A 23655-nucleotide genomic window follows, 5' to 3' on the forward strand; every position below is an offset into this window, starting at 1 on the left:
CAATCCGCGCCGCCTCCGGCTGCGAATCCCTTGCATGAATAAGCTTCGGAAGTGGCTCAAGGGGCCGTACGGACTGGCTGCGGTGGCAGGCGTGGTGAGCGCCGCCGTCGTACTTTCCGTGGCGGAACTGGCCGGCGCTTTCTTCACCGCCCGCGCGGCCCCGCTGATCGCGCTGGGTTCGACCTTCATCGACTTCACGCCGTCCTGGCTCAAGGATTTCGCGATCGCCACGTTCGGCACCAATGACAAGGTGGCCCTGTTCGCCGGCATGGGCCTGACCATTGGCGTGCTCGCGTGCGTCCTGGGGATCGTGGCGTACCGGAAGTGGGCTCTGGGTGTGCTGGGGGTGCTGTTCATGGGCGCCGTGATCGTGGCCAGCGTGGTGACCCGCGCCGGCGTGGGACCCGCCGATGCGCTGCCGTCTGTGGCCGGGACCCTCGCGGGGCTAGCCGTACTGCGCTGGCTCATGGTGCGGCTGTGGCGGCTGGCGCCGTGGCCCGAAGTGCCGGCTGACGTCGCCGCTGACTCTCCCGCGGCCCGCCCCAGCCGGCGCGGGTTCTTCGCCGCCGCCGGGGTAACTGCGTTCGCCGCGGCCGCTGCCGCCACCGGAGGACGCATGCTCAGCTCGGCCCGGAGCAACATCGCCAAAGCCCGTGAGGCGCTCCGGCTGCCCACGCCCGCCAAACCCGCACCGGCCGTCCCCGCGGCCGTCCAGTCTCCTGCCCCCGGCATGCCTCCGTGGCTTACCCCCAACAATGACTTCTACCGCATCGACACCGCCCTCAGCGTTCCGCAGATCAACCTTGAAGAATGGCAACTGCGGGTGCACGGCATGGTGGAGGAAGAGGTCACGCTCACCTTCCAGGACCTGCTCGACGCCGACCTGATCGAATCGCACGTGACGCTCACCTGCGTGTCCAACCCGGTGGGCGGCAACCTGGCCGGAAACGCCAAGTGGCTCGGGATGCCGCTGCGCGACGTGCTCAAGCTGGCACGGCCCAAGGACGGCGCGGACATGGTGCTGTCCACGTCCATCGACGGCTTCAGCGCATCAACTCCGCTCCCCGTGCTGCAGGATGACCGCGACGCGATGCTGGCCATCGGCATGAACGGTGAGCCGCTGCCGCTGGAGCACGGCTACCCGGTACGCATGGTGGTGCCCGGCCTGTACGGGTTCGTGTCGGCTACCAAGTGGGTAGTGGACCTCGAGGTGACCCGCTTTGCGGACAACAAGGCGTACTGGACGCAGCGCGGCTGGTCCGAGCGCGGACCGATCAAGACGATGGCACGGGTAGATGTGCCCAGGTCCTTCGCCAAGGTTCCTGCGGGCAAGGTAGCCGTGGGCGGCACCGCCTGGGCGCAGACCCGCGGCATCACCAAGGTGGAGTTGCAGATCGACGACGGCGACTGGGTTGAGGCGGTCCTCTCCACCGAGGCTTCAGTGGACACTTGGCGGCAGTGGTCTTACGAATGGGATGCCGCACCGGGCGCGCACTACCTTAAGGTCCGTGCCACGGACGGAACTGGCGAGGTCCAGACGGACCAGCGGGCCGACCCCGTCCCGGACGGCGCCTCCGGCTGGCAGTCGGTAATGGTCACGGTCGAGTAGCAGCCCCAGCGGGCCTGCCCGGCCGCGCACGGCGCGGGCCCTAGACTGGCAGGATGCCGCACAATCCGCATGCAACCTTCACCGTGGACTCCGCCGTCGAACTTGCCGTGATCGAGCGCAGCGGCTTCGTGGAATCCCGGCACATCGGCTCCGCCGTGCTGCTCGCCGCAGACGGCTCCGTGGTGACGGAGCTCGGTGACGTCAACACTCCCATCTATGCCAGGTCCACCCTCAAGCCCTTCCAGGCACTGGCCGCCATGCAGTCCGGAGTTCCGCTGCGCGGGGCCCAGGTGGCCATCGCCTGCGGCAGCCACACCGGCTCGCTGGACCATATGGACGTGGTGTCCGGCATGCTCAAGGCCGCCGGCGTGCGCGAGGAACAGCTGCAGTGCCCGCCCGCCTGGCCGCAGGACGAGGCCGCCAGGAACTGGCTGGTCCGTTCGGAACGCGGAAAATCCCGGCTCGCCTTCAACTGTTCCGGCAAGCACGCGGCGTTCCTCTGGGCCTGCACCGAAAACCACTGGGACACCGGCAGTTACCTAGAGCCGAACCATCCGCTGCAGCAGCGGATCCGCACGGTAATCGAGGAGTACACGGACGAGAAGATCGCGCACCTGGGCATCGACGGCTGCGGCGCCCCCGTTGCGGCGGTGTCGCTCAAGGGGCTGGCGCGCGGATACTCGCAGCTGGCCAAAGCCCCGGGCGACCAGAACTTCAGCGCCCGGGCAGCCACCATCGCCACCTCGATGCTGGACTACCCGTGGGCGGTCCAGGGCCATGGGGAGGCCAACACCCTGGTCATGGACGAGCTGGGAATCATCGCCAAGATCGGAGCCGAGGGGGTGCTGGCCATGGCTACCCCGCAGGGCGTTTCCGTGGCGGTGAAGATCCTGGACGGGAATGTCCGGGCCACCTCCCTGGTGGCGTTGACCCTCCTGGCCGCGGCCGGCGCCGTGGAGATCCCCGGGGTGGCCAGCGTCCTGGAGAAGGTTGTGGAACCCGTGTTGGGCGGCGGTCACCCGGTAGGCAAGATCCGGCTGGGACCGGCTGTTTCCGCGCTGCTGGACTGACGCGTTTCAACCGACTGCTCTGATCACCCCCGAAAGGAGGCCGCGCACATGGCTGTGGCCCGCCGTCGTATCGACGTCGAAGAAGGGAAAGCGGCGCTGAAGGCGTGGCTGGAAGGAACCGCACCGGCGTCGGACGTTCCCGTTCCGCGTGCCGTGGTGGCAACCGCCGTGCGCTACTCGCTCGAGGAGGTCACGGCCCGGGCGCCCGGGAACTCCGTAGAGGTACGCGTGCCGCCGTTTGGCGTAACGCAGTGCGTGGAGGGGCCCCGGCACACGCGCGGAACGCCGCCGAATGTCATCGAGTGCGACGCCGCCACCTGGCTTGCGATGGTCACCGGCAGGCTGCGGTGGGCGGACGCCCTCTCGGCAGGTCAGGTGTCCGCCTCCGGGCTGCGGGCGGACCTGGCTGCCCTTCTCCCGCTGTAGCCAGTTCGCGGGATAGCGGCTGGTTCGCTGTAAGTTTTCCGGCGAAGTCAGCCGCGGCCGATGAACGGCATGCCCGCTGCGGTGATGACCACCGAGCCCACGCTCGCCGTCGCAGGCATGTTGGCCATCATCAGCACCGCACGGGCCGCGTCCGACACAGGGAACGTGGGCTCCACTCGCCGGCTGCCGTCCGCCTGCAGCGCCCCGGCGCCCACTCCGATGGTGTCCATCAGTTCCGTGGCCGTGTTCCCGATGTCGATCTGCCCGCACGTGATCCCGAACCCGCGGCCATCCAACTCGATGCTCTTGGTCAGCCCGGTGATCGCATGCTTGGTCACGGTGTACGCCACGGTCCGCGGCCGCGGTGAATGCGCAGCGATGGAACCGTTGTTGATGATCCGGCCGCCCTGCGGTTCCTGGGACTTCATGGCGCGGACAGCCGCCGCTGCGCACAGCATGGCGCCGGTCAGGTTCACCGCGAGGGTGTCGTTCCAGTCCTCGAGGCTGATCTCGTCCACCCCGGCCGCGGGGCCGAACACCCCGGCATTGTTGAACAGCACGTCAACGCGCCCCCACCGTTCCCGGACGGCCTGGAAGAGACGTTCCACGTCGGTTGGCCGGGTGATGTCGCACGGCACCACCAGCGCGTCCGGGTTGCGTGCGGCCGTCTCTTCGAGCTGGGCTTCACGGCGTCCGGCGAGTGCCACACGGTATCCGTCAGCAAGCAGCTGGCGGGCCACCTCGCGGCCGATGCCGGAACCCGCGCCGGTCACGACAGCGGTGCGCCCCGGAGAATTCGCGCCGCGCACGTTACCAGCGGGGGTGGATGGCATCGCGGAAGTAGTGGTCGTAGATCCAGCGGACGCCGTCGTCGAACCCTCCGGGCAGCGCCACGGACGCTGCCGCGGCGTTCGCCTGGGCCTGTTCCACGTTTCGGGCACCCGGAATGACGGTGGTGACGCCATCCTGGGCGGCCACCCACGCGATCGCGGCCTGGGCCATCGACGCGCCCTCAGGGACAAGCTGTTCGAACTCGGCCACAGCCTTGAGCCCCAGCTCATAGTCGACGCCCGAGAAGGTTTCCCCCACGTCGAACGCGCTTCCGGTGCGGTTGTAGTTGCGGTGGTCGTCCTCGGCGAAGGCCGTGTCCTTGGCGTACTTGCCGGTCAGCAGGCCGGAGGCGAGGGGGACGCGGGCGATGATGCCCACGCCTGCCGTCTTGGCCGCCGGAAGCACCTCGTCCAGCGGTTTGAGCCGGAACGCGTTGAGGATGATCTGGACGGAGGCCGTCCCGCTGTGGCGGATCGCTTCCAGCGCCTCATCGGTGCGCTCGACGCTGACGCCGTAGTTGCGGATGGCTCCCTCGGCAACGAGCGTATCCAGGGCGTCGTAGACCTCGGCGCTGCTGTAGACGGGCGTGGGCGGGCAGTGCAGCTGGACGAGGTCGAGAGTGTCCGTGCCGAGGTTTTTCCGCGAGCGGTCCACCCACTGGCGGAAGTTGGCCAGGGTGTAGTTTTCGGGCAAATGCTCCGCGCGGCGGCCCATCTTGGTGGCCACGGTGATGTCCAGCCCCGGGTTCTGGGCCAGGAACGTGCCGATGGCCTGCTCGCTGCGCCCGTCGCCGTAGACGTCCGCTGTGTCGAAGAACCTGACACCGGCTTCGGCCGACGCTGCGAGGACGGCCTGCGCCTGCTCCGGCTCCACGGATCCCCAGTCCGCTCCGAGCTGCCAGGTTCCCAATCCAACCACGGAAACGCTCCGGCCGGTCTTCCCCAATATCCGCTGTTCCATCCTCCGACTATAGGGGCACGCCTGCCGGGGTCCGGAAAATTACGACGGCGGCACGTCAGTATTCGGTCCGGTCCTCCAGTGCGTTCCAGGTAGTAAAGGGTTCCAGCGGGGCCGGCGAAGGGCTGCCGGCCAGTTCCAGCTTGGAGACAGCCATCAGGGAGCCGCGGTCCGGATTCTGGAAATATTCGTAGAAGACGGCGTCGTCAAAGCCTGCGGCGGCGGCATCATGCCGGTCGGCGGCATAGACCACCTTGCCTATCCTTGCCCAAAGGGCCGACGCCAGGCACATGGGGCAGGGCTCGCAGCTGGTGTACAGGACGGCACCGGTGAGGTCGAAGGTGCCCAGTTCGCGGCAAGCGGTCCGGATGGCGGTGACCTCGGCGTGTGCCGTGGGGTCGTTGTCCGCGGTGACCCGGTTGACGCCGTCGAACGCTTGCCCGTCCGCGGTGACGACCGTGGCGCCGAACGGGCCGCCGTTGTTCAGGACATTGGCCGTGGCCAGCCGGACGGCGCGGGACAGGAACTGTTCGTCGGTGGCAGTGGTGCTCATGATGCGACTCCCTTGCGCCGAAGCCGGGCGGGCGCGGCCCGGTGGAACCAGGTGCGACGGTGAGCCAGGATTCAGCGGTGTGCTGTTGAAGGTTCAGTAGCGCCTGGTAGATAGCTTCCCGTGTGGGTGCCCGCCGTTGGCAGAATCGAGATTAGCACCTAACGTGGCCGCATGAACCCGTCCAAGGCACCGGCGCAGATCCTCGACGTTGACGGCCACGAGGTCCGCATCTCCAGTCCGGACAAAATGGTGTTTCCCGAGGCCGGGCTGACCAAGCTGGACCTGGTGCGCTACTACCTTGCAGTGGCGGAGGGCGCACTGCGCGGGGCAGGCGGGCGTCCCATGGTACTGAAGCGGTTTCCCAAGGGCATCGATGCGGAGCCGTTCTTCCAGAAGCGGGTGCCGGAGAACCATCCGGACTTCATCGGCACGGCAACGCTGCAGTACGCGTCCGGCACGTCCGCGGAGGAGGCCGTCATCCGGGACGCCGCGGGCCTGGCCTGGGTGGTGAACCTGGGCTGCCTGGACCTGAATCCGCATCCGGTGCGCGCCGAGGACCTGGAGCACCCCGACGAACTGCGGGTGGACCTGGACCCGATGCCGGGCGTGGAGTGGGCCCGGATCGTTGACACCGCCTATGTGGCCCGGGATGTTTTGGCCGATACCGGGCTGGCGGGCTGGCCCAAGACCAGCGGTTCGCGCGGGCTGCATATCCTGGTCCGGATCGCCCCCGAGTGGTCCTACCGGGATGTCCGCCTCGCTGCCGAGACCCTGGCCCGCGAAGTGGAGAACCGTGCCCCCGGACTGGCCACTGCACGGTGGTGGAAGGAGGAACGCGGCGAGAGCGTGTTTGTCGATTTCAACCAGAACGCCAAGGACCGCACCGTTGCCTCAGCGTACTCAGTGCGGGCACTGCCCGATGCCCGTGTGTCCACGCCGCTCACCTGGGATGAAGTCCGATCTGCCCGGCCGGAGCAGTTCACCGTACCCACCGTCCTTCGCCGCTTCGCAGAATCCGGCGACGCGCATGAGGGAATCGACGATGCCCCCGGACGGCTGGACGGCCTCCTGGACCTGGCGGCGCAGCTGGGCCCCGCGGAGAAAGCCCCGCGTGCGGGAGACGGTTCGGGCCGCCGTCGGTCCGTCATGCCCTTGGTGGAGGTAGCCCGGACCAAAACGAAGCCGGAGGCCCTCGCCGCTCTCGAGGAGTGGAAGTCCCGGCACCGGGACGTGGTCCCTGCCCTCAACCCGGCCGATGTCCTGGTGGACGGCATGCGCGGATCGAGTTCGCTCTGGTACCGGGTCCGGGTGAACCTGCAGCACGTCCCCGAACCGGACCGGCCGGCGCAGGAGGAACTGATCGCGGACTACGATCCCTGGGCCGGCAAGCAGCCCGGCTCCTGAATCCCACGAATGAGGGGGTCCGGCAGACTAGGGATTCAGGACCACCTTGATGCAGCCGTCCTCTTTTTTCTGGAACTTCTCATACAGTGCGGGCGCCCCGTCCAGCCCCGAGCGGTGGGTGACCAGATCCATCACCCCCAGCGGGTCGGCGTCGTCCTCCACCAGCGGAAGGAGGTCATCCGTCCAGCGCCGCACGTTGCCCTGTCCCATGCGGACCTGGAGCTGTTTGTCGAACATGGTGAGCATGGGCATGGGGCTGGCCTGTCCGCCGTAGACGCCGCTCAGGGACAGGGTCCCGCCGCGCCGGACGGCGTCGATGGAGGTGTGCAGCGCGGCCAGGCGGTCCACCCCGGCGGTTTCCATCGCCTTCTGGGCAAGCTTGTCCGGCAGCAGCCCGAGTGCTTGGTGCGCAAAGCCCGCCACCGGCGAACCATGGGCTTCCATGCCGACGGCGTCAATCACCGCGTCCGGGCCCCTCCCCGCTGTCTTCTCCCGGAGTTCGTCCGCCACGCCCTTGCCGTAGTCCAGGGTTTCCACGCCGTGCCGGGCAGCCATGGCCCGGCGTTCCGGGACCGGGTCCACGCCGAGGACGCGGAGGCCGCGCTGCACGCCGATCCGGCTGGCGAACTGCCCCACCGGGCCCAGCCCGAACACGGCGAGCGTTCCACCCTGCTGTACGTCGGCGTACTCGACGGCCTGCCAGGCGGTGGGCAGGATGTCGGAGAGGAACAGGTACCGTTCATCGGGCAGGTCGGTTCCCACCTTCACCGGACCGTAGTCCGCGTGCGGCACGCGCAGGTACTCGGCCTGGCCGCCCGGAACGGAACCGTACAGCTCCGAGTAGCCAAAGAGGGCCGCCCCGGAGCCCTTGTCCTTGACCTGCGTGGTTTCGCATTGCGACTGGAGGCCCTGGCGGCACATGTAGCAGGACCCGCAGGCGATGTTGAACGGAATGACCACCCGGTCGCCCTTGCGGAGATTGGACACCCCGCTGCCTACTTCCTCCACGATGCCCATCGGCTCGTGCCCGATCACGTCCCCCTTATGCATGTAAGGGCCCAGGACCTCGTACAGGTGCAGGTCCGAGCCACAAATCGCCGTGGAGGTGATCCGTACAATGGCGTCCGTCGGCTCCTGGATTACCGGATCCGGTACTTCTTCCACGCTCACCGAGCGCTTGCCTTGCCATGTCAGTGCTTTCACGGTGTTCCTTCCGCCGAGCTCCTCTTATCGGGGGCCGGCAACGGCCCTTATTCGACGCTAGCGGGAAAGGCCGGGAAAAGTAAGCATGCTGATGAAACTCTTGTGGGAGACGCGCGGGGCTTCTAGCGTAGGAGGGGACAGAGTCCGGCCCACACCAATGAAAGAGGTCCACCATGTCGCCGTACCAGCCGGAACCGGTTGAAATTTCCACCCGCATGCGGCCGGGCGAATGGACCGAGACCAGCCTTGAACAGCTCGTCGATACCTACCGGGCGCGCATTATGGAGATGGGCGCCAGCCTCACCGAGATCTACACGGACGTTGACCGCAACGACGATGGCTCGGTCAAGGTGGTGGTGTCCTGGCTCAAGCCCGGGGATCCGGCGGCCGGAACGGTCACCGATGGCCCGCTTCGGTAGCGTTCAACAGCCGCCCGATAGCGCTTGAGGTCAGGTTGGCCAAGAGCTCACGCGGATCCTCATAGACTTCAGCAGCGCCGGCGTCCCGAAGTTCAGCGGCGCTGATGCCGCCGCAGGTGACCCCTATGGCGGGAATGCCCAGTGCAGCTGCGGCCTGCATGTCCCAGACGGCGTCCCCCACATAAACGGAGTCCGCCGCGTCCACATCGACCGCTGCAAGGGCGGCAACCAGGATGTCAGGCGCGGGCTTGCTTTCCTCCGCGTCGTTGGCACTGGTGGCGGCGTCAATGGCCGCGTCTGCATCCAGGATCTGCCGCATTGCCTGCAGGTCCCGCTCCCGGGCGGAGGAAGCAAGCGCCACGGCCAGCCCGGACGAATGGCACTGCAACAGCAGGTCCTTGGCGCCGCCAAACGCGCGCAGCGACGGCCAATGGGAGGCGTACAGCGCTGAGTGGCTGGCGAGGATCTCCTGGTCGGCGCTGCGGTCCCGGCCAGCCGGTAGAAGGCTGTCCACCAGGCGGTCTCCGCCCATGCCTACGCAACGGTGGATCCGGGCCATGGAAACGTCGTAGCCCTGCTGGCGGAAGGCCCCCCACCAGGAAAGGGTGTGCACGTAGGAAGAGTCGATCAGCGTGCCGTCAACATCGAACAGCACCCCCCGGCGGCGGCCAGGGGTCGCGGAGCCGTCGGGCCGGCCGGGATGCGGACTCAACTGACCGCCGCCCGCCGGACCTCCGGCGCCTTCTTGCGCCGGGCGGCTTCTTCCTTGGGCGAACTTACGGGGCGGACCCGCTCCCGAAGCACGGACCCGTGGCCGTCATGGCTCCGGTCCCGGATCAGGCCCGTCCCGGCAATCTCCCGCGCCATGGCCACACCTGCCACGGCGGCGCGCTTGGTGGGAAACGTGACCGAGATGGCCATCAGTTCTCCGGCGCCGTCGAGCATGCGGACCCGGTACCCGCCGTCGGGGGCATCAACCAGCTCAAAATATCCGGCCATTACTATCACTCCTCCGTCGATCACGGCACCGCACCAGGGCGCTCCGTGAGTATTAGTAAGTTTACTTACTTATCCTGGGAAGGAAAAGTTCGCTCTCAGATTTCCCGGCGTTCCGGGGCATCCTGCCCCTCCGTCCTACCCTCCGGAGGAATCGGGGTATCGCTCCGGCGCACCGTATCCTGATAGAGCTCCAGCGCGCTAGTCACAAGCGCGAAGTGACTAAAAGCCTGGGGAGTGTTGCCCAACTGCCGGCTGGCACGCACACCCCACTCCTCGCTGAGGAGCCCGACGTCGTTGCGCAGTTCCAGGAGCCGCTCGAACAACTCGCGTGACTCCTCGTGCCGGCCGGCACCCAGCAGCGCCTCCACCAGCCAGAAGGAGCACGCAAGGAAGACACCCTCGTCACCCGGCAGGCCGTCGTCGCTATCCGCCGGCCGGTACCGGAGGACGAAACCGTCTTCCGTCAGTTCCCGCTGGATCGCGTCAATCGTGCCCACCACACGCGGATCGTCCGGCGGCAGGAATCCCACCTTGGGAATAAGCAGTAGGCTGGCGTCCAGTTCAGGCCGGCCGTATGACTGGGTAAAGGTGTTGCGTACCGGGTCGAAACCGTTGGCCATGACGTCCGCGTGGATGGTGTCCCGCAGCGCCTCCCAGCGTTCCACCGGCCCGGGCAGCCCGGACTCACGGACGCCTTTGACCATCCGGTCTGCCGCAACCCAGGCCATCACTTTTGAATGGGTGAAGTGGCGCCGCGGCCCGCGCATCTCCCAGAGCCCGTTGTCCGGCTTGTCCCAGATGGTTTCCAGGTGCTGCATCAGGACCACCTGGAGGTCCCAGGCCTCGTCCGTGTGCTTCAGCAGCGAATTCCGCGTCAGCGCGAGGCAGTCCAGCACCTCGCCCCACACGTCCAGTTGCAGCTGGTCCACCGCACCGTTGCCGATCCGCACCGGGCCGGACCCCTCATAGCCGCGCAGCCAGGGCAGCTCGATCTCCGGCAGCCGGCGCTCGCCGTGGATGCCGTACATGATCTGGAGGTCGGCGGGGTCGCCGGCCACTGCCCGGAGGAGCCAGTCCCGCCAGGCCCCGGCTTCCTTCGTGTAGCCCGCCGCCAGCAGCGCCTGGAGGGTCATCGCGGCGTCCCGAAGCCAGCAAAAGCGGTAATCCCAGTTGCGGGACCCGCCCAGCTGCTCCGGGAGCGACGTGGTCACGGCGGCAACAATCCCGCCCGTAGGACCGTACGTGAGGGCCTTCAGGGTGACCAGGGACCGGACGACGGCATCCTGGTATTTGCCCTTGACCGCGCACTGGGATGCCCAGCCGCGCCAGAAGGCGTAGGTGGTGCCCAGTACCTCTTCCGCGTCCACGGTCTGCGGCCGCCCCACATGGCTGGGCGCCCAGGTGAGCACGAACGGGACGCGTTCGCCCGCACTGACGGTGAACTCGCTGGTGGTGTGCATGTTTTCGCCGCGCAATGGGGCAGGGGTGGCAAAGTAGACGGCGTCCGGCCCGGCGATGGCGTGCAGGCCGAACTCGTCCCGCCGCACCCACGGAACGATGTGCCCGTAATCGAAGCGCAGCACCAGCTCCGAGCGCATCCGCACGGTTCCGGTGACGCCCTCAACTATGCGGACCACGTCCGCAACGCGGTCCCTCGGCGGCATGAAATCGATGACCCGGACGGCACCCTCGGGAGTCTCCCACTCGGTTTCCAGCACCAGGCTGCCGTCCCGGTACTGCCGCCGGGTACACGGTCCGGCGCCTTCGGGAGCGATGAGCCAGCGGCCGGCGTCGGGCGTGTCCACGAGGGCGCTGAAGCATGCCGGCGAATCGAAGCGCGGCAGGCAAAGCCAGTCGATGGAGCCTTCCGTGCTGACCAGCGCGCCGGTCTGGAGGTCCCCGATCACCGCATAATCCTCAATGCGCGCCATGGACCAACATTGCCACACGGGCGCGGAATTGGCAGGAACCCCGGCGGGTGTAGCCTGCTGGGGTGGGAGTCCATATCGGTACCTCCGGCTGGAGCTACGACCATTGGGAAAACGTCCTATACCCGCCGGGCCTGCCCGGCCGCGAACGGCTGGCCTGCTACGTTGCCGAATTCAGCAGCGTGGAACTGAACGCGAGCTTCTACCGCTGGCCCCGGGAGACCTCCTTCGCCAGCTGGAACCGGCGGCTGCCGCCCGGCTTTGCCATGTCCGTCAAGGCTCCCCGCGGCCTTACCCACGCCAGGAAGCTGTACGCGCCGGAGGTGTGGCTGGAGCGGATCAGCCGGTGCTGGCATGAACTCGGCGACAAGCGAGCCGTGCTCCTGGTCCAGTTGCCACCGCAGATGGCCCGCGACGACGCCCGGCTGGACTACTTCCTGGCCGCCGTCCCTCCGTGGGTCCGGGTGTCGGTGGAATTCCGGCACCCCAGCTGGGAGGACCCGGAAGTGTTCCGACTGCTTGAACGGCGGCAGGCCGCCTACTGCGTCATGAGCGGCGCCAACCTGCCCTGCACCCTGCGCATCACGGCACCATTCGCCTACGTCCGGCTGCACGGACCGGACCACGAGCACCTGTACGGCGGTTCCTATTCGGACGCGGACCTGCACTGGTGGGCTGAACGCATCCGCGAATGGTCCAGCCAGGGCGTGGACGTGTACGCCTATTTCAATAACGACGGCGGCGGCAACGCTGTGCGGAATGCCCGGACCCTGCGGGGCATCCTCGGCGCGGGTTGAGCGGGGCGCGGAGGCAACGGCCGCAGTCCGCCCGCAGCCAGCGGGGGAGCCAGCGGCGCAGATCGCCTCGCTGTGGCAGAGTGGTGGCATGGATACGGCTCCCCAGAAACCGTCGCAGGACCACCCGCAGGATGCGCCCCAGGCGCTTCCCCCCGCCGCCGAGGCGGCCTACGATGCTGGCCTGGACCCCCGCGCAATCTCCGGCAACCAGGTGTTCCGGCTCGCACACCGGACTTCCGACGCCGTCAACGCCCTTCGCGTCCGGCTCGCCAAACGCTGGAAGTTCGAGCCGCAGACCATCGCCTATCAGGGCTACGGATCCACCACGCGCGTGCGTATCCTGGGCCGGGTCCTGCTGACCCGGAAGCCGCAGCCGGGAAGCCGCGCCGAACACGCCGCCCTGAACGGAACGCAGAACGTCCGGGGCTGGCGCGCCTTTACCAGCGTCCCGGTCCAGTTCACCGACGTCACCATCACCATCGGGGACGTCGCCACCAAGGTGCAGGCAGACCGGGGCGGGCTGATCGATACCGAGGTCGACGTCCGGCTGCAACCAGGGCTACACACCGCAGTCCTGCAGGCCGCCGGGACCGAACCTGCGGAAGCCCTGGTCCGGGTGATCGCGCCGGACGTAAAGTTCGGCATTGTTTCGGACATCGACGACACCGTGATGGTCACTGCGCTCCCCCGGCCCTTCCTGGCGCTGTGGAACACGTTCGTGCTCAGTGAGCGCGCCCGCATGGCCACCCCCGGGATGGCTGTCCTGCTGGACCGGCTCACCATTGAGCACCCGGATGCACCGGTCATCTACCTGTCCACCGGCCCCTGGAACGCCGCCCCCACCCTGGCCCGCTTCCTGAACCGGAACATGTACCCCGCCGGCGCCCTCCTGCTCACCGACTGGGGCCTGACCCAGGACCGATGGTTCCGCAGCGGCCAGGACCACAAGCACAAGAACCTCGAGCGGCTTTCCCGTGAGTTCCCGGACATGCAGTGGCTCCTGATCGGCGACAACGGCCAGCATGACGAGGCCATCTACTCCGCCTTTGCGGCACAGTACCCGGACAAGGTGGCCGCCATCGCCATCCGCCAGCTGTCCATCAGTGAATCCGTGTTCGCGGGCGGCCACTCCGAGGACGGCGACCATACCGCCTCCAAGGTGCCGTGGATCTACTCTCCGGACGGCGCCGGGATGGCCAAACAGCTGACCGCCCTTGACCTGCTCTAGCTAGCCTGGCTAGCCCTGCGCCGTCGCGGCTACCTCACCTGCCGCTTCGTCACCTGCAACAGCGCGCACGACGGCGGCAGTCGCCTCGGCGGCGAGGTCACGTTCCTCGATGAGTTCCTGGAGCCAGAAATAGGACGCCTTCGGCGTGCGCTCGAGCGTCTCGTGATCCAGGTGCACGAGTCCGAAGGGCTGGTTGTAGCCGGCGGACCATTCGAAGTTGTCCATCAGCGACCAGACGTAGTAGCCGCGCAGGTCCACCGATTCGGCTATGCCGCCAGGAGCCGTGGCCCGCAGCGCGGTCTCCAGGTGGTCCGAGAGGTACTTGAGCCGGCGCTCGTCCGGGATGAACCGGGTATTGGTCGATTTGTCGCGGACAATGATGTCCTCGAAGCTTGCGCCGCCCTCGGTGAGGATCACCGGCGGAAGATTGGGGTAGCGCTCCCCCATCTCCTTCAGCGCCACAGCCATGTACTCCGGCTTTACCGGCCAGCCGTACGCCGTGATGTCCGCTTCCGGCCACGTTTCCACGTGGAAGGGGGTTCCGCCGTTGCCGGCGGCGCTGAGGTCGCTGCCCATGGCTTCTGCCATGCTGGCCGGCACTGCTCCGCCGCCCGGGCCTGCCGCCACCTTGGTGGGCATGTAGTAATTCAGCCCGTAGAAGTCCAGGGGCTGCGAGATGGTCTCCATGTCCTCGTCAGGGTGTTCAAAGGTGCTGAAGAATTTGGCCGCCCGAATCAGGTCCGGGTATTTCCCCGTCAGCACGGGGTCCGCGTAGAGCCGGTTCTGCGCAAGGTCCATCAGGCCTGCGCTGACCCGGTCCAGCGGGTTGATGGAGTTGGGCACCATCGGCGAGTAGACGTTGGTCATGCCGATCTCGCCAGGCACTCCGACGGCGCGGAGGGCCTGCACTGCGAGGCCGTGCCCCAACAACTGGTGGTGCACGGTGGGAAAAGCGCCCAGGGCAAGCTCTTTCCCGGGTGAGTGCAATCCGAACGCATAGCCGTTCGCACTCACCGTGGCGGGTTCATTAATCGTTACCCACCGCGCCACCCTGTCACCGAACGCTTCTGCCAGGATCCCCGCGTACTCGCCCAGGCGGTGGGCCATGTCCCGGTTGAGCCAGCCGCCCTCCTCGTCGAGGGGAAGCGGCGTGTCCCAGTGGTAGATGGTGGCCATGGGCGAGATTTCATTGGCCAGGAGCTCGTCCAGCAGCCGGTCGTAGAAGTCCAAGCCGGCTTGGTTAACCGCGCCCCTGCCTTTGGGCTGGATCCGCGGCCAGGCGAATGAGAACCGGTAGGAGTCCACGCCCAGCTGCTTCATGAGCGCCACGTCCTCCGGCATGCGGTGGTAATGGTCGCAGGCTATGGCGGGGCTGTGGTTCTCCACGATGGCACCTGGCCTGGCGGCAAAGACATCCCATCCCGCCGGACCGCGGCCATCTTCATCAAGGGCACCTTCGATCTGGAACGCCGCCGTGGCCACACCGAGCGTGAACCCCGGCGGGATGATGGCGGCGAGGTCCTTGGCGGTGATGTGCATGGGTGGGCCCCTTGTGACGGCTGGACAGGTACGTCCCAGAATGGCACAGCGGGCGGTCCCTGACGAGTATTTGCCCGTCCGCCGTACCGCGGTCCCTACTGCGATCCGAAGAGGAACTCTTTGGCGTGCGCCACTGCCTTGCGGAAGGCGTCATTCCGCAGCGTCACCAGGTGCTCGGTCTCGCCGTCGGCCGGTTCAAGGTAGCCCGTGTAGCCCGGCCGCAGGACCCAGATGTCCCCGGCCGGGGGAAGATAGAAGACGCCGAAGGAGCGCTGCTGGCGTTCATCGTTGCTCCACACGGGCACCACAGCCAGGGCAGCTCCGGTGGCAGGGTTGATCCACTGGGCCCGGGGCAGGGGCTGCTCATGCGCCTCCGGATCCAGGAACGGGGCCGTCCCCTCACCCCACCGCTGCTCGAAACGCTCGTGGAATGCCGGGATCAGGGGTGTATCGTAGCGTCGCCATTCGCTCATTCGACTCTCCGCCTCCTTGCGGTTGATTGGTTGTGGTTCTCCCGGGCCGGCTAGGACCAGGGGCCGCTTTCCCAGCGGACGGGGGTCACCCTGAGAACGGGACCGGAAGACCCGGCATCCGGCCGCGGCTGCGCCTTGCGCACCGGGATAGCCGTGCCCTCCGGGGCCGCCAGTTGCCTGTCGTAGGCTGCGCGGCGCTGCGGATCGCGGAGCACGTTGAACGCCTGCATGATCCGCAATAGCTCGTCTTCCGGCACCGGTCCGTGGTCCATGTCAGGGTGGTGGCTGCGCATGAGCGCACGGTAGGCACGTGAGATTTCCTGAGCGCCCGCGTCCCGCCGGACTCCCAGTACGGCGTAGTGGTCAGGATCGGAGGTCATGGAAACTTCCCGGGAAGCTAAGGGCGCTCCGGCCGCGGGCACCGGGGGCGGCCCGTGTCCGGAGCGTCGTGGCTATTTATTGATCTCCTGCATCTGGTCCTGCTGGGTTTCGATCTCGATCTTGCGCGGCTTGGCCTTCTCGGCCACCGGGATGCGCAGGGTCAGCACGCCCTGGTCGTAGCTGGCCTTGATGTTGTCCGTGTCCAGGGTGTCGCCGAGGATCAGCTGCCGGCTGAAGACGCCGCGCGGCCGCTCCGAGGCCACCAGTTCCACGTTGGGCTGCGTTGGATCCTGGCGCTCTGCCCGCACGGTCAGGACGTTGCGTTCGAGATTGAGGTCGAGCGTGTCCAGCTTGACACCCGGAAGATCGAACGCCACCACGAACTGGCCGTTCTCCTGCCAGGCGTCCATGGGCATGGCCGCCGGCCGGGCGGCCGTTCCGAAGACCTGCTGCGTGAGCCGGTCCAGCTCACGGAACGGGTCCGTCCGCATCAACATCATTTCCCACTCCTTCAGCTTCTAGGGTGTTGGATCTAAGCCATATCCACGTCCGTAATCTATGGTGATGGATATAGATTTTTTATAGCACCCGTGGGAAACTGAAGCAATAGCCCGCTCAATTTCTGGAGACCCCATGGCAGACGAACACGGCCGCGCCGGCCGACCCGCCCCCGGGCACGCCGTTTATGCCATTTCCGTCGCCGCCAAGCTCGCGGGCACGGGGCAGCAGAACATCAGGCTCTACGAGACAAAGGGCCTGCTGACACCGTCGCGTACATCGGGAGGCACCCGCCAGTACAGCGACGACGACGTGGCGGTGCTCCTGCGCATCGGTGAACTTCTGGACCAGGGTCTGAACCTGGCCGGCGTGGCCAAGGTGTTGGAGCTTGAGGAGGCAAACTCGAGGCTCCACCGGGCGTTGAAGCGGGCCCGGTCGCAGCAGCAGAAATAGCGAGGCCGCACTAAGGACGCGGACGACGGCGGGGGGCCGGGTCAGTCGTTCGGCGTTTCCGCCGTGGACAGCTCGCCGGTGATCCGCTCGCCCGGGATGCGCGCCGTGCGCCAGGTGTCCAGGGCGATGACTGCGCCCAGGATCACCAGCGACAGCGAGAGCGAGGCCAGGGTGTCGCTCAGCCAGTGGTAGCCCAGGTATAGCCGGCTCAGCGCTGCGAGGACGATGCCCACACCCGCTCCGATGAAACCGAATACTGCCGCGCGGCTGTTCTTTCGCCGCGAGAAGATCAGGAACGTGCCCACCAGCAGGAAGTCGCAGGCGCCCAGGACATGGCCGGACGGGAACGAAAACGTGTGGTCGATACCGAAGAGCATCTGCTCCACCGGCGGCCGTGAGCGCCGGACGATGTGCAGGATGATCTGCGAGACGATGACGCCGGTGAGCATGGCCCCGGCCAACAGGATGGGCCGCCAGGCATGCTTGGCCAGGAACCCCCAGGCCACGTTCACCACCAGGACGATGATGGGAAGCGCGATGGGGCCAAAAACGATGGCCAGGAAGATCATCACGGCCGTGAGCGTGTCTGACCGGAGCGTCAGGAGCCAGTCCCGGACGGGAACGTCAGCGGCGGAGAGCCCGTCGGCCTGCACCACGCTGATCAACGTTGCAATGAAGAGCACCACCCCGGTAGCCGCCAGCGTCACCGCGGTCCGGTAGAGGCTCCTCCGATCCTCGGGGTCCATGTAGCGCTCCTCCACGACGAACTTGTCATGGAAGGCGCGCCATCTGCCGCCTTTTCCGTTGGTGCCGGATGCTGTTGTCTGGTGCTGTCCCACTGTGTTGTGCCCGTCCGTACGCCGAAGATTTGCTGAGTGAAGACTATCCCGGTTCAGCGGTTTTGGCCCTGCAGTACAACGCAGGGTGGTTCCACCAGTCGTATCCGCTCACCAGTCATGGACGGTACCGTCCACGAGGCGGTTGTAGGGCAGGTAGGCCTGCTGGTATGGGAAGGCAGCGGCGGCTTCCTCGTTGAATTCGACCCCGATGCCGGGTTCGTCGCCGGGGTGCAGGTAGCCGTCCTTGAAGGTCATGGACTGGTGGAAGACCTCATTGGTCTTGTCCGAGTGCTGCATGTATTCCTGGATGCCGTAGTTGTGGATGGCCAGGCCAACGTGCAGCTGCGCGGCGAAACCGACCGGGGAGATGTCGGTGGGGCCGTGGAAGCCGGACTTGATCTGGTACTGCGCGGCGAAGTCCATGACTTTCTTCAGCGGGGAGATCCCGCCGAAGTGCGTGGAGGCTGCCCGGACGTAGTCGATCAGCTGTTCCTTGATGATGGTCTGGTAGTCGTACACGGTGTTGAAGATTTCACCGATGGCCAGCGGGGTGGTGGTGTGCTGGCGGACCAGGCGCAGTGCTTCCTGGTTCTCGGCCGGGGTGCAGTCCTCGAGCCAGAACAGGTCGTACGGTTCCAGCGCCTTGCCCAGCTTCGCGGCCTGGATCGGGGTCATCCGGTGGTGCCCGTCGTGCAGCAGCGGGATTTCGGGGCCGAACTCGTTCCGGACGGCCTCGAACACGGTGGGCAGGTGGCGCAGGTAGGCGCGGGTGTCCCAGTCCTCCTCCACCGGGAACGCGCCGCGCCCGGCGGGTTCGTAGTCGTAGCGTTCACCTGAGGCCTGGGCCTGCGCGGCAACACCGTACAGGGCCTTGATGCCCGGCACCGCGGTCTGGATGCGGATGGACTTGTACCCGAGTTCCAGGTGCTCGCGGACGGAGTCGAACAGGGAGTGGATGTCCGCGCCGGATGCGTGGCCGTAAGCGCGCAGCCCGTTCCGGGACGCACCGCCCAGGAGCTGGTAGACCGGAAGGCCGGCGATCTTGCCCTTGATGTCCCACAGGGCCATGTCGACGGCGGCGATCGCGGCCATGGTCACCGGGCCCCGGCGCCAGTACGAGGACCGGTACAGGAACTGCCACGTGTCCTCGATCCGGTGCGGGTCCTTGCCGATCAGCAGCTGGGCAACGTGCTCCTTCAGGTACGCGGCCACGGCCAGCTCACGGCCGTTCAGCGTGGCATCACCAATGCCGACCACACCGTCCTCCGTCGTAATCCGAAGAGTGACAAAATTCCGGGAGGGACTGGTGACAAACACGTCCGCGGCAATAATTTTCACCGTAATCTGACTTTCTGGTCGGGCCGAGCCGTCTGCCCGGCGGGATTTAGCGTTGGGTGGTGCCGCGTGCCAGCTCGGTCAACAAGGCCAGTTCCGCGCGGCGCGGCAGGCCCTCCCAGTCGCCGCCGGTGCTCACGGCGAACGCTCCGGTGAGCACTCCCCGCTGCAGGCGTCCCGCGGCGTCTTCCCCGTCCAGCAGCGCGGACAGGTACCCGGCCGTAAACGCGTCGCCGGCTCCAACAGTGTCCACACTGGTCACCGGGACGGCCGGCGCCTCCCGGCGTCCGCCGGAAGTGTAGACGCCGGCGCCGGCCGCGCCGCGTTTGACCACGACCTCACGGACGCCCCCGGCGAGGAGCTCTGCGGCCATGGCAGCTTCCGCATCCACGCTGTCCCCCCGCCCAGGCCAGGCCGGGCTCACTAGCGCGAGTTCGTCGTCGGATGCGATGACGATGGTGGCGTACTGGACAAGGTTGGTGAGGACTTCACGCGCTTCCCCGCGGGACCAGAGCTTACTGCGGAAGTTGACGTCCAGTGATACGACTGCGCCCGCGTCGGCCGCGCTCCGGGCTGCATGTTCCACCGTGTCGCGCGCCAGGGGGCCCAGCGCGGGCGTTATTCCGGTCAGGTGGAGGACGGCCGGTCCTCGTTCCAGACCGCGCTGCACGTCCTCCCGCGACAACTGGGAGCCGGCCGAATGCGCCCGGTAGTAAAACGCCCGGCTGATGTCGGCGGTGCGCTGCTCCAGGAACATGACGCCGGTGCTGCGCTCCGGATCGATGCGGCACTGGACGTCAATCCCTTCCGAGCGGAGCTGGCGCCGGATAAATTCACCGTGCGGATCGTCCCCCAGCACTCCGGCCCAGGCCACGCTGTGGCCGAGCCGTGCCACGCCGGCGGCAACATTCGACTCCGCACCTGCAACGTGCATGACCAGGTTCCCTCCGGACGCGAGCGGACCCGCTGACCTCAGCGAGACCATCGACTCCCCAAACGTCAGGAGGCTGACGCCGCCGCTCACTGCTGGCCCGGCAAATCAGTCCTGCGGGAAAAGGCCGCTGCGAGGCTCAAGAAGGAACGCGCCCGTCCCCGCATGGGACCCAGGTCTCCCCCGGATCCGGCGTCCCCGAAGAGCGGACCGCCGAGCCCGACGGCAATAGCCCCCGCGTCCCAATAACCGGTTGCTTCATCAAGCCCAACTCCGCCTACGGCGATAAACGGGATGTCGGGCAACGGCTCCCGGATGGCCTTCAGGTAGCGCGGGCCACCGATGGACGCCGGGAACAGCTTGATCGCCGTCGCGCCCCGGTCCATGGCTTCATAGGCTTCACTGGGAGTCAGGGCGCCGGCGAGGAGGGGGAATCCGCGCTCCATCGAGGCACGGATGGACGGGGCGAGTGACGGCGTCACCATGAACTGGCCCCCGGCTCCGGCGACGTCGTCAACGTCCTTTTCAGTCATCACGGTTCCGGCCCCGACGAAGCACCCGGACGGAGCTTTCCTCCGGACGTCGCCAATGGCCTCGAGCGCACCCGGCGTGGTCAAGGCGATTTCAACGAACCTGAATCCCTCTTCCATAGCAGCCAGCGCCGCTTTGGCAGCGGCCGTGCCATCCGTGCCACGGACAATTCCCACCAGTCTTTCCCGGCTGAGCCCAGCCAGCAGCGCAGCTTCCGTCAGCGTGTCCGCACGGGTCATTCCATTCACCATTCTGCAAACGCTCCGTCGGCATGGCGCCACACCGGTCCGCGCCAGGCATGCCCGCGCTTGTCGGCGGCACGGACTACTGCCTCGTCTATCTCGATGCCCAGGCCGGGGCCGGTCAACCGCTCTATGTGGCCATTGACGAATTTCAGCGGCGTCTTGTCCACCACGTAATCCAGGACCTCGGCGCCCTGGTTGTAGTGGATGCCGATGCTCTGCTCCTGAATCAGGAAGTTAGGGGTGGCGAAACCCACCTGCAGGCAGGCCGCCAGGGCCAGCGGGCCCAGCGGACAGTGCGGGGCCAGCTGCGCTTCGTAGATTTCGGCCAGCGACGCAATCTTGCGCACTTCCGTGATTCCCCCGGCGTGGGAGAGGTCCGGCTGGGCCACGGCGATGCCGGCCTGCAGCGCCGGAAGGAATTCCTGCCGGCTGTAGAGGCGCTCCCCTGTGGACACAGGTGTGGTGGTGGCGGACGTCAACTCCCGCAGCAAGTGGATATGCTCGGGGACCGTCGGCTCCTCGAGGAAGAACGGCCGGTACGGTTCCAGCAGCGGAGCCACGCGCCGGGCGTTGGCCAGGCTGAAGCGGCCATGGAAGTCCACGGCAACGTCCCGGTGGTCACCAAGGACTTCCCGGGCGGCAGCAACCCGTTGGATGACGCCGTCTATCTCCGCAACCGAGGCGATGGGGCTCATCCGGCCGCTGGCGTTCATTTTGACGGCGGTGAGGCCCACCTCCAGCTGGGCGCTGATCTGATCCGCCACCTCGTTGGGCTCGTCGCCTCCCACCCAGCCGTACATCCGGATCCTGTCGCGGACGTGGCCACCCAGGAGCTGGTGCACGGGGGTGTTGAAGTGCTTGCCGGCGATGTCCCACAGCGCCTGGTCCAGGCCGGACACGGCACTGGCCAGGATGGGGCCGCCGCGGTAGAAGGACCCTTTGGTCATGACCTGCCAGTGGTCTTCGATCCGCAGCGCGTCGTTGCCGACCAGCAGTTCGGCCAGCTGCCCGACGGCCGTGCGCACCGTTTCGCTTCGTCCCTCGCACGTCGCTTCGCCCCACCCGACGATCCCGCACTCCGTCTCGATGCGTACGAACAGCCAGCGCGGCGGGACGAGGAAGGTTTCGATCCTGCTGATAGTTGTCATGTGCGCCTAGCCCTTGGTTGCGCCGGCGGTCAGGCCGGAGACGATGTACTTCTGCGTGAAGAGCGCAATGATCATGATCGGGATGGTGACCACGGTTGCCGCCGCCATGAGTCCGCCCCAGTCGATGCTGGCGTAGGAGACGAAGTCGAAGATGGCCACCGGCAGCGTCTTGGTCTTGGCCCCGGAGAGCACCAGCGCGAACATGAAGTTGTTCCACGAGAAGATAAAGGACAGGATGCCCGCGGTGGCGATTCCCGCCACGGACAGCGGCAGCGTGATCCGGCGGAACGCCCCAATAGGGGTAAGCCCATCCACCTGCGCCGATTCCTCAAGTTCCAGGGGCAGCGAGTCGAAATAGCTCATCATGATGTAGACGATCAGCGGCAACGCCACGAACATGTGGCTGAGGATCAGCACCTCGAAGCGCCCCACCATCCTCAGGTTGGAGAACACGTAGTACCAAGGCACGAGGAGGGAAACACCGGGGATGACGCGGGCCATAAGGACCACCAGGGCTGAGCGGTGCATCGTGAAGCGGCTCATGGCGTATGCGGCCGGCACGCCGAGGACGATGGACAGTGCCGTGGAGATGAAGGCTACCCAGAAGCTGTTGAAGATGAAGACGAAATAGTTGTTCCGCTGGAGCACGTTCGCGTAGTTCTCGCCCGTCGGGGAAAAGAATAGTGCCCTTCCGGTGTCATAGATGTCCACGTTGGTCTTGAAGGAGGCCAGGAGCATCCAGAACAGCGGTGCAACGAGGAACAGCACCACAGCGACCAGGGCGAGGATGCGGAAAAGCTTGTAGGCGCGGGTGGCCAGCGGCTTCCGACGGCGGCGCAGCACCTGGGGTGTGCTGGCTGTCGCTTGGTTCCGGGTTAGGACCGTCATTTGGTTACCGCTTTCTTGCGCATGGTCAACAGCCACATGGAACCGATGATGATCATGAAGAACAGGATGAGTACTGCCGAGGACAGCCCGTACTGGTTGTAGTCAAAGCTCAGGCCGTAGGCATAAACGTTCAGGGTCTCCACCTCATGGAAGGAACCGCCGCCCTTGCCCTTAGTGGCGTACAGAATGTCGAAGGTCTTCAGGGCGTCGATACCGCGGAGCAGGATCGCCACGATCACCGTCGGCATCATGAGTGGCAGGGTGATATAGAAGAAGCGCTGGAAGGCGTTCGCGCCGTCCACCCGGGCGGCTTCGTCGGGTTCATCGGAAAGGGAAGTCAGGCCGGCAAGCAGGATGAGGACCACCATGGGCGTCCATTGCCATACGTCCATGAAGATCGTGGTGCCCAGTGCTGTGTCCTGCCCGGAGAGCCAGGGCTGCGGAGGGATACCGAGTATGCCCAGGAGTTGGTTGGCGAAGCCGATGTTGGGGTCGAAGATCAGGCGCCACATCATGCCTACAGCCACCGGGGTGGCGACGAGCGGCAGCAGGATGGCTACGCGGACCCATTTCTCACCGCGGAAGGGGCGCCACAGGAGCAGGGCGATTCCCATGCCAAGAACCACTTCGCACAGCAGCGCGACCCCTGTGAAGGAGAGGGTCCGGCCGACGGCGGGCCAGAAGCGGTCCATGTCGGAGAGGACCGTGAGGTAGTTCTGCAGCCCGATGAACTCGGTGGCGGCACGGACCGAGCCCTGTGAATCCGTCAGGCTCAGGTACAGAGTCCACGCGAGCGGGAACACAATCAGGACGCCGACGAAGATCATCGCCGGGGCGGCAAAGAGCCACTTGCGGTGCCGGTTGGCCCAGGCGGAAAAGCTTCCCTGGAGGCTGGGCGGCCGGCCGGCGCTGCGGGCGGGAGCGCCTAGGTGAGCGTTCGTTACAGACATGGTTCGCCTAAAAGTTGGGG

General features: G+C 66.8%; 26 protein-coding genes. 8 read left to right on the plus strand and 18 right to left on the minus strand.

Annotated features, from left to right (window positions below; genetic code table 11):
- Positions 1 to 34: 34 nt before the first annotated feature.
- From ACIQC0_RS12930 to ACIQC0_RS12940, 3 genes are read left to right on the plus strand one after another with little or no spacing between them, the layout of a single operon-like run.
- A complete protein-coding gene (locus ACIQC0_RS12930; RefSeq protein ID WP_377214340.1) occupies positions 35 to 1609 on the plus strand; it encodes a molybdopterin-dependent oxidoreductase in 1575 nt (524 codons plus the stop codon).
- Between the two features lie 53 nt (positions 1610 to 1662).
- The gene (locus ACIQC0_RS12935) at positions 1663 to 2679 is read left to right on the plus strand and encodes an asparaginase (protein WP_377214339.1); all 1017 of its coding nucleotides are present in this window, start codon (positions 1663 to 1665) and stop codon (positions 2677 to 2679) included.
- Positions 2680 to 2727: 48 nt separating this feature from the next.
- Positions 2728 to 3105, plus strand: a complete 378-nt coding sequence (locus ACIQC0_RS12940) for a sterol carrier family protein (protein WP_400535368.1) — start codon at positions 2728 to 2730, stop codon at positions 3103 to 3105.
- A 47-nt stretch (positions 3106 to 3152) separates the two neighbouring features.
- Here ACIQC0_RS12940 and ACIQC0_RS12945 read toward each other — a convergent pair whose 3' ends face one another.
- The 3 genes from ACIQC0_RS12945 to ACIQC0_RS12955 are packed head-to-tail and all read right to left on the minus strand — an operon-like array spanning position 3153 to position 5446.
- Positions 3153 to 3938: an SDR family oxidoreductase gene (locus ACIQC0_RS12945; protein ID WP_400535370.1), complete on the minus strand. Its 786-nt coding sequence runs from the start codon at positions 3936 to 3938 to the stop codon at positions 3153 to 3155.
- Positions 3916 to 4896 (minus strand): aldo/keto reductase, encoded by a 981-nt coding sequence (locus ACIQC0_RS12950; RefSeq protein ID WP_400535372.1) that lies wholly within the window; start codon positions 4894 to 4896, stop codon positions 3916 to 3918. Before ACIQC0_RS12950 ends, ACIQC0_RS12945 begins: the two co-directional genes overlap by 23 nt.
- 55 nt (positions 4897 to 4951) lie before the next feature.
- Positions 4952 to 5446: a nucleoside deaminase gene (locus ACIQC0_RS12955; RefSeq protein ID WP_377214335.1), complete on the minus strand. Its 495-nt coding sequence runs from the start codon at positions 5444 to 5446 to the stop codon at positions 4952 to 4954.
- 171 nt (positions 5447 to 5617) lie between these two features.
- Between ACIQC0_RS12955 and ligD the strand changes: the two genes are divergently transcribed.
- Entirely contained in the window at positions 5618 to 6850 is a 1233-nt protein-coding gene (ligD, locus tag ACIQC0_RS12960; protein ID WP_400535374.1) for a non-homologous end-joining DNA ligase, read from the plus strand.
- A gap of 27 nt (positions 6851 to 6877) precedes the next feature.
- Here the strand turns inward: ligD and ACIQC0_RS12965 are convergent, their stop codons facing one another.
- Positions 6878 to 8053: a zinc-dependent alcohol dehydrogenase gene (locus tag ACIQC0_RS12965; protein ID WP_400535376.1), complete on the minus strand. Its 1176-nt coding sequence runs from the start codon at positions 8051 to 8053 to the stop codon at positions 6878 to 6880.
- A gap of 173 nt (positions 8054 to 8226) precedes the next feature.
- On the opposite strand from ACIQC0_RS12965, the gene ACIQC0_RS12970 reads away from it, so the two are divergent.
- Positions 8227 to 8472, plus strand: coding sequence for a hypothetical protein (locus ACIQC0_RS12970; protein WP_377214332.1), 246 nt, complete (start codon positions 8227 to 8229; stop codon positions 8470 to 8472).
- Here the strand turns inward: ACIQC0_RS12970 and ACIQC0_RS12975 are convergent.
- From ACIQC0_RS12975 to ACIQC0_RS12985, 3 genes are all read right to left on the minus strand, one after another.
- Complete coding sequence (locus ACIQC0_RS12975) at positions 8450 to 9184, minus strand: HAD family hydrolase (RefSeq protein WP_400535378.1); 735 nt, start codon at positions 9182 to 9184, stop codon at positions 8450 to 8452. The two genes, ACIQC0_RS12970 and ACIQC0_RS12975, sit on opposite strands and share 23 nt — an antisense overlap.
- Positions 9181 to 9471 carry a hypothetical protein gene (locus tag ACIQC0_RS12980; protein WP_377214330.1) on the minus strand — a complete coding sequence of 97 codons (291 nt, stop codon included), beginning with the start codon at positions 9469 to 9471 and terminating at the stop codon, positions 9181 to 9183. Before ACIQC0_RS12980 ends, ACIQC0_RS12975 begins: the two co-directional genes overlap by 4 nt.
- 95 nt (positions 9472 to 9566) lie before the next feature.
- Positions 9567 to 11402, minus strand: a complete 1836-nt coding sequence (locus tag ACIQC0_RS12985; RefSeq protein ID WP_400535380.1) for a glycoside hydrolase family 15 protein — start codon at positions 11400 to 11402, stop codon at positions 9567 to 9569.
- Positions 11403 to 11464: 62 nt separating this feature from the next.
- On the opposite strand from ACIQC0_RS12985, the gene ACIQC0_RS12990 reads away from it, so the two are divergent.
- Both ACIQC0_RS12990 and ACIQC0_RS12995 read left to right on the plus strand, forming a co-directional pair.
- A complete protein-coding gene (locus ACIQC0_RS12990) occupies positions 11465 to 12196 on the plus strand; it encodes a DUF72 domain-containing protein (RefSeq protein ID WP_400535382.1) in 732 nt (243 codons plus the stop codon).
- 88 nt (positions 12197 to 12284) lie between these two features.
- Positions 12285 to 13424, plus strand: a complete 1140-nt coding sequence (locus ACIQC0_RS12995; protein WP_400535384.1) for an App1 family protein — start codon at positions 12285 to 12287, stop codon at positions 13422 to 13424.
- Positions 13425 to 13433: 9 nt separating this feature from the next.
- Here ACIQC0_RS12995 and ACIQC0_RS13000 read toward each other — a convergent pair whose 3' ends face one another.
- The 4 genes from ACIQC0_RS13000 to ACIQC0_RS13015 all read right to left on the minus strand — a co-directional run bounded on the left by ACIQC0_RS13000 (position 13434) and on the right by ACIQC0_RS13015 (position 16314).
- Positions 13434 to 14963, minus strand: coding sequence for a glycoside hydrolase family 1 protein (locus ACIQC0_RS13000; protein WP_400535386.1), 1530 nt, complete (start codon positions 14961 to 14963; stop codon positions 13434 to 13436).
- Positions 14964 to 15058: 95 nt separating this feature from the next.
- Positions 15059 to 15436 carry a hypothetical protein gene (locus tag ACIQC0_RS13005; protein ID WP_400535388.1) on the minus strand — a complete coding sequence of 126 codons (378 nt, stop codon included), beginning with the start codon at positions 15434 to 15436 and terminating at the stop codon, positions 15059 to 15061.
- Between the two features lie 50 nt (positions 15437 to 15486).
- Positions 15487 to 15816, minus strand: coding sequence for a J domain-containing protein (locus ACIQC0_RS13010; protein ID WP_377214324.1), 330 nt, complete (start codon positions 15814 to 15816; stop codon positions 15487 to 15489).
- Between the two features lie 72 nt (positions 15817 to 15888).
- The gene (locus ACIQC0_RS13015) at positions 15889 to 16314 is read right to left on the minus strand and encodes an Hsp20/alpha crystallin family protein (RefSeq protein ID WP_400535601.1); all 426 of its coding nucleotides are present in this window, start codon (positions 16312 to 16314) and stop codon (positions 15889 to 15891) included.
- 136 nt (positions 16315 to 16450) lie between these two features.
- Here ACIQC0_RS13015 and ACIQC0_RS13020 point away from each other — a divergent pair, with 136 nt between their 5' ends.
- The gene (locus tag ACIQC0_RS13020) at positions 16451 to 16768 is read left to right on the plus strand and encodes a MerR family transcriptional regulator (RefSeq protein ID WP_400535391.1); all 318 of its coding nucleotides are present in this window, start codon (positions 16451 to 16453) and stop codon (positions 16766 to 16768) included.
- 41 nt (positions 16769 to 16809) lie between these two features.
- Here ACIQC0_RS13020 and ACIQC0_RS13025 read toward each other — a convergent pair whose 3' ends face one another.
- From ACIQC0_RS13025 to ACIQC0_RS13055, 7 genes are all read right to left on the minus strand, one after another.
- The gene (locus ACIQC0_RS13025; protein WP_400535604.1) at positions 16810 to 17514 is read right to left on the minus strand and encodes a phosphatase PAP2 family protein; all 705 of its coding nucleotides are present in this window, start codon (positions 17512 to 17514) and stop codon (positions 16810 to 16812) included.
- Positions 17515 to 17715: 201 nt separating this feature from the next.
- Complete coding sequence (manD, locus tag ACIQC0_RS13030; RefSeq protein ID WP_400535393.1) at positions 17716 to 18945, minus strand: D-mannonate dehydratase ManD; 1230 nt, start codon at positions 18943 to 18945, stop codon at positions 17716 to 17718.
- A gap of 46 nt (positions 18946 to 18991) precedes the next feature.
- On the minus strand, positions 18992 to 19927 hold the full coding sequence (locus ACIQC0_RS13035; RefSeq protein WP_400535607.1) for a sugar kinase: 936 nt from the start codon (positions 19925 to 19927) through the stop codon (positions 18992 to 18994).
- 35 nt (positions 19928 to 19962) lie between these two features.
- Complete coding sequence (locus tag ACIQC0_RS13040) at positions 19963 to 20643, minus strand: bifunctional 4-hydroxy-2-oxoglutarate aldolase/2-dehydro-3-deoxy-phosphogluconate aldolase (protein ID WP_400535395.1); 681 nt, start codon at positions 20641 to 20643, stop codon at positions 19963 to 19965.
- A gap of 5 nt (positions 20644 to 20648) precedes the next feature.
- Positions 20649 to 21797, minus strand: a complete 1149-nt coding sequence (gene dgoD, locus ACIQC0_RS13045; RefSeq protein ID WP_400535397.1) for a galactonate dehydratase — start codon at positions 21795 to 21797, stop codon at positions 20649 to 20651.
- 6 nt (positions 21798 to 21803) lie between these two features.
- Positions 21804 to 22685 carry a carbohydrate ABC transporter permease gene (locus ACIQC0_RS13050; protein ID WP_400535399.1) on the minus strand — a complete coding sequence of 294 codons (882 nt, stop codon included), beginning with the start codon at positions 22683 to 22685 and terminating at the stop codon, positions 21804 to 21806.
- Complete coding sequence (locus ACIQC0_RS13055; RefSeq protein WP_400535401.1) at positions 22682 to 23635, minus strand: carbohydrate ABC transporter permease; 954 nt, start codon at positions 23633 to 23635, stop codon at positions 22682 to 22684. The genes ACIQC0_RS13050 and ACIQC0_RS13055 overlap by 4 nt, the downstream gene beginning before the upstream one ends.
- Positions 23636 to 23655: the final 20 nt, after the last annotated feature.

Origin of the sequence: Pseudarthrobacter sp. NPDC092419 (assembly GCF_044755045.1) — a bacterium.
Taxonomy (GTDB): Bacteria; Actinomycetota; Actinomycetes; order Actinomycetales; family Micrococcaceae; genus Arthrobacter.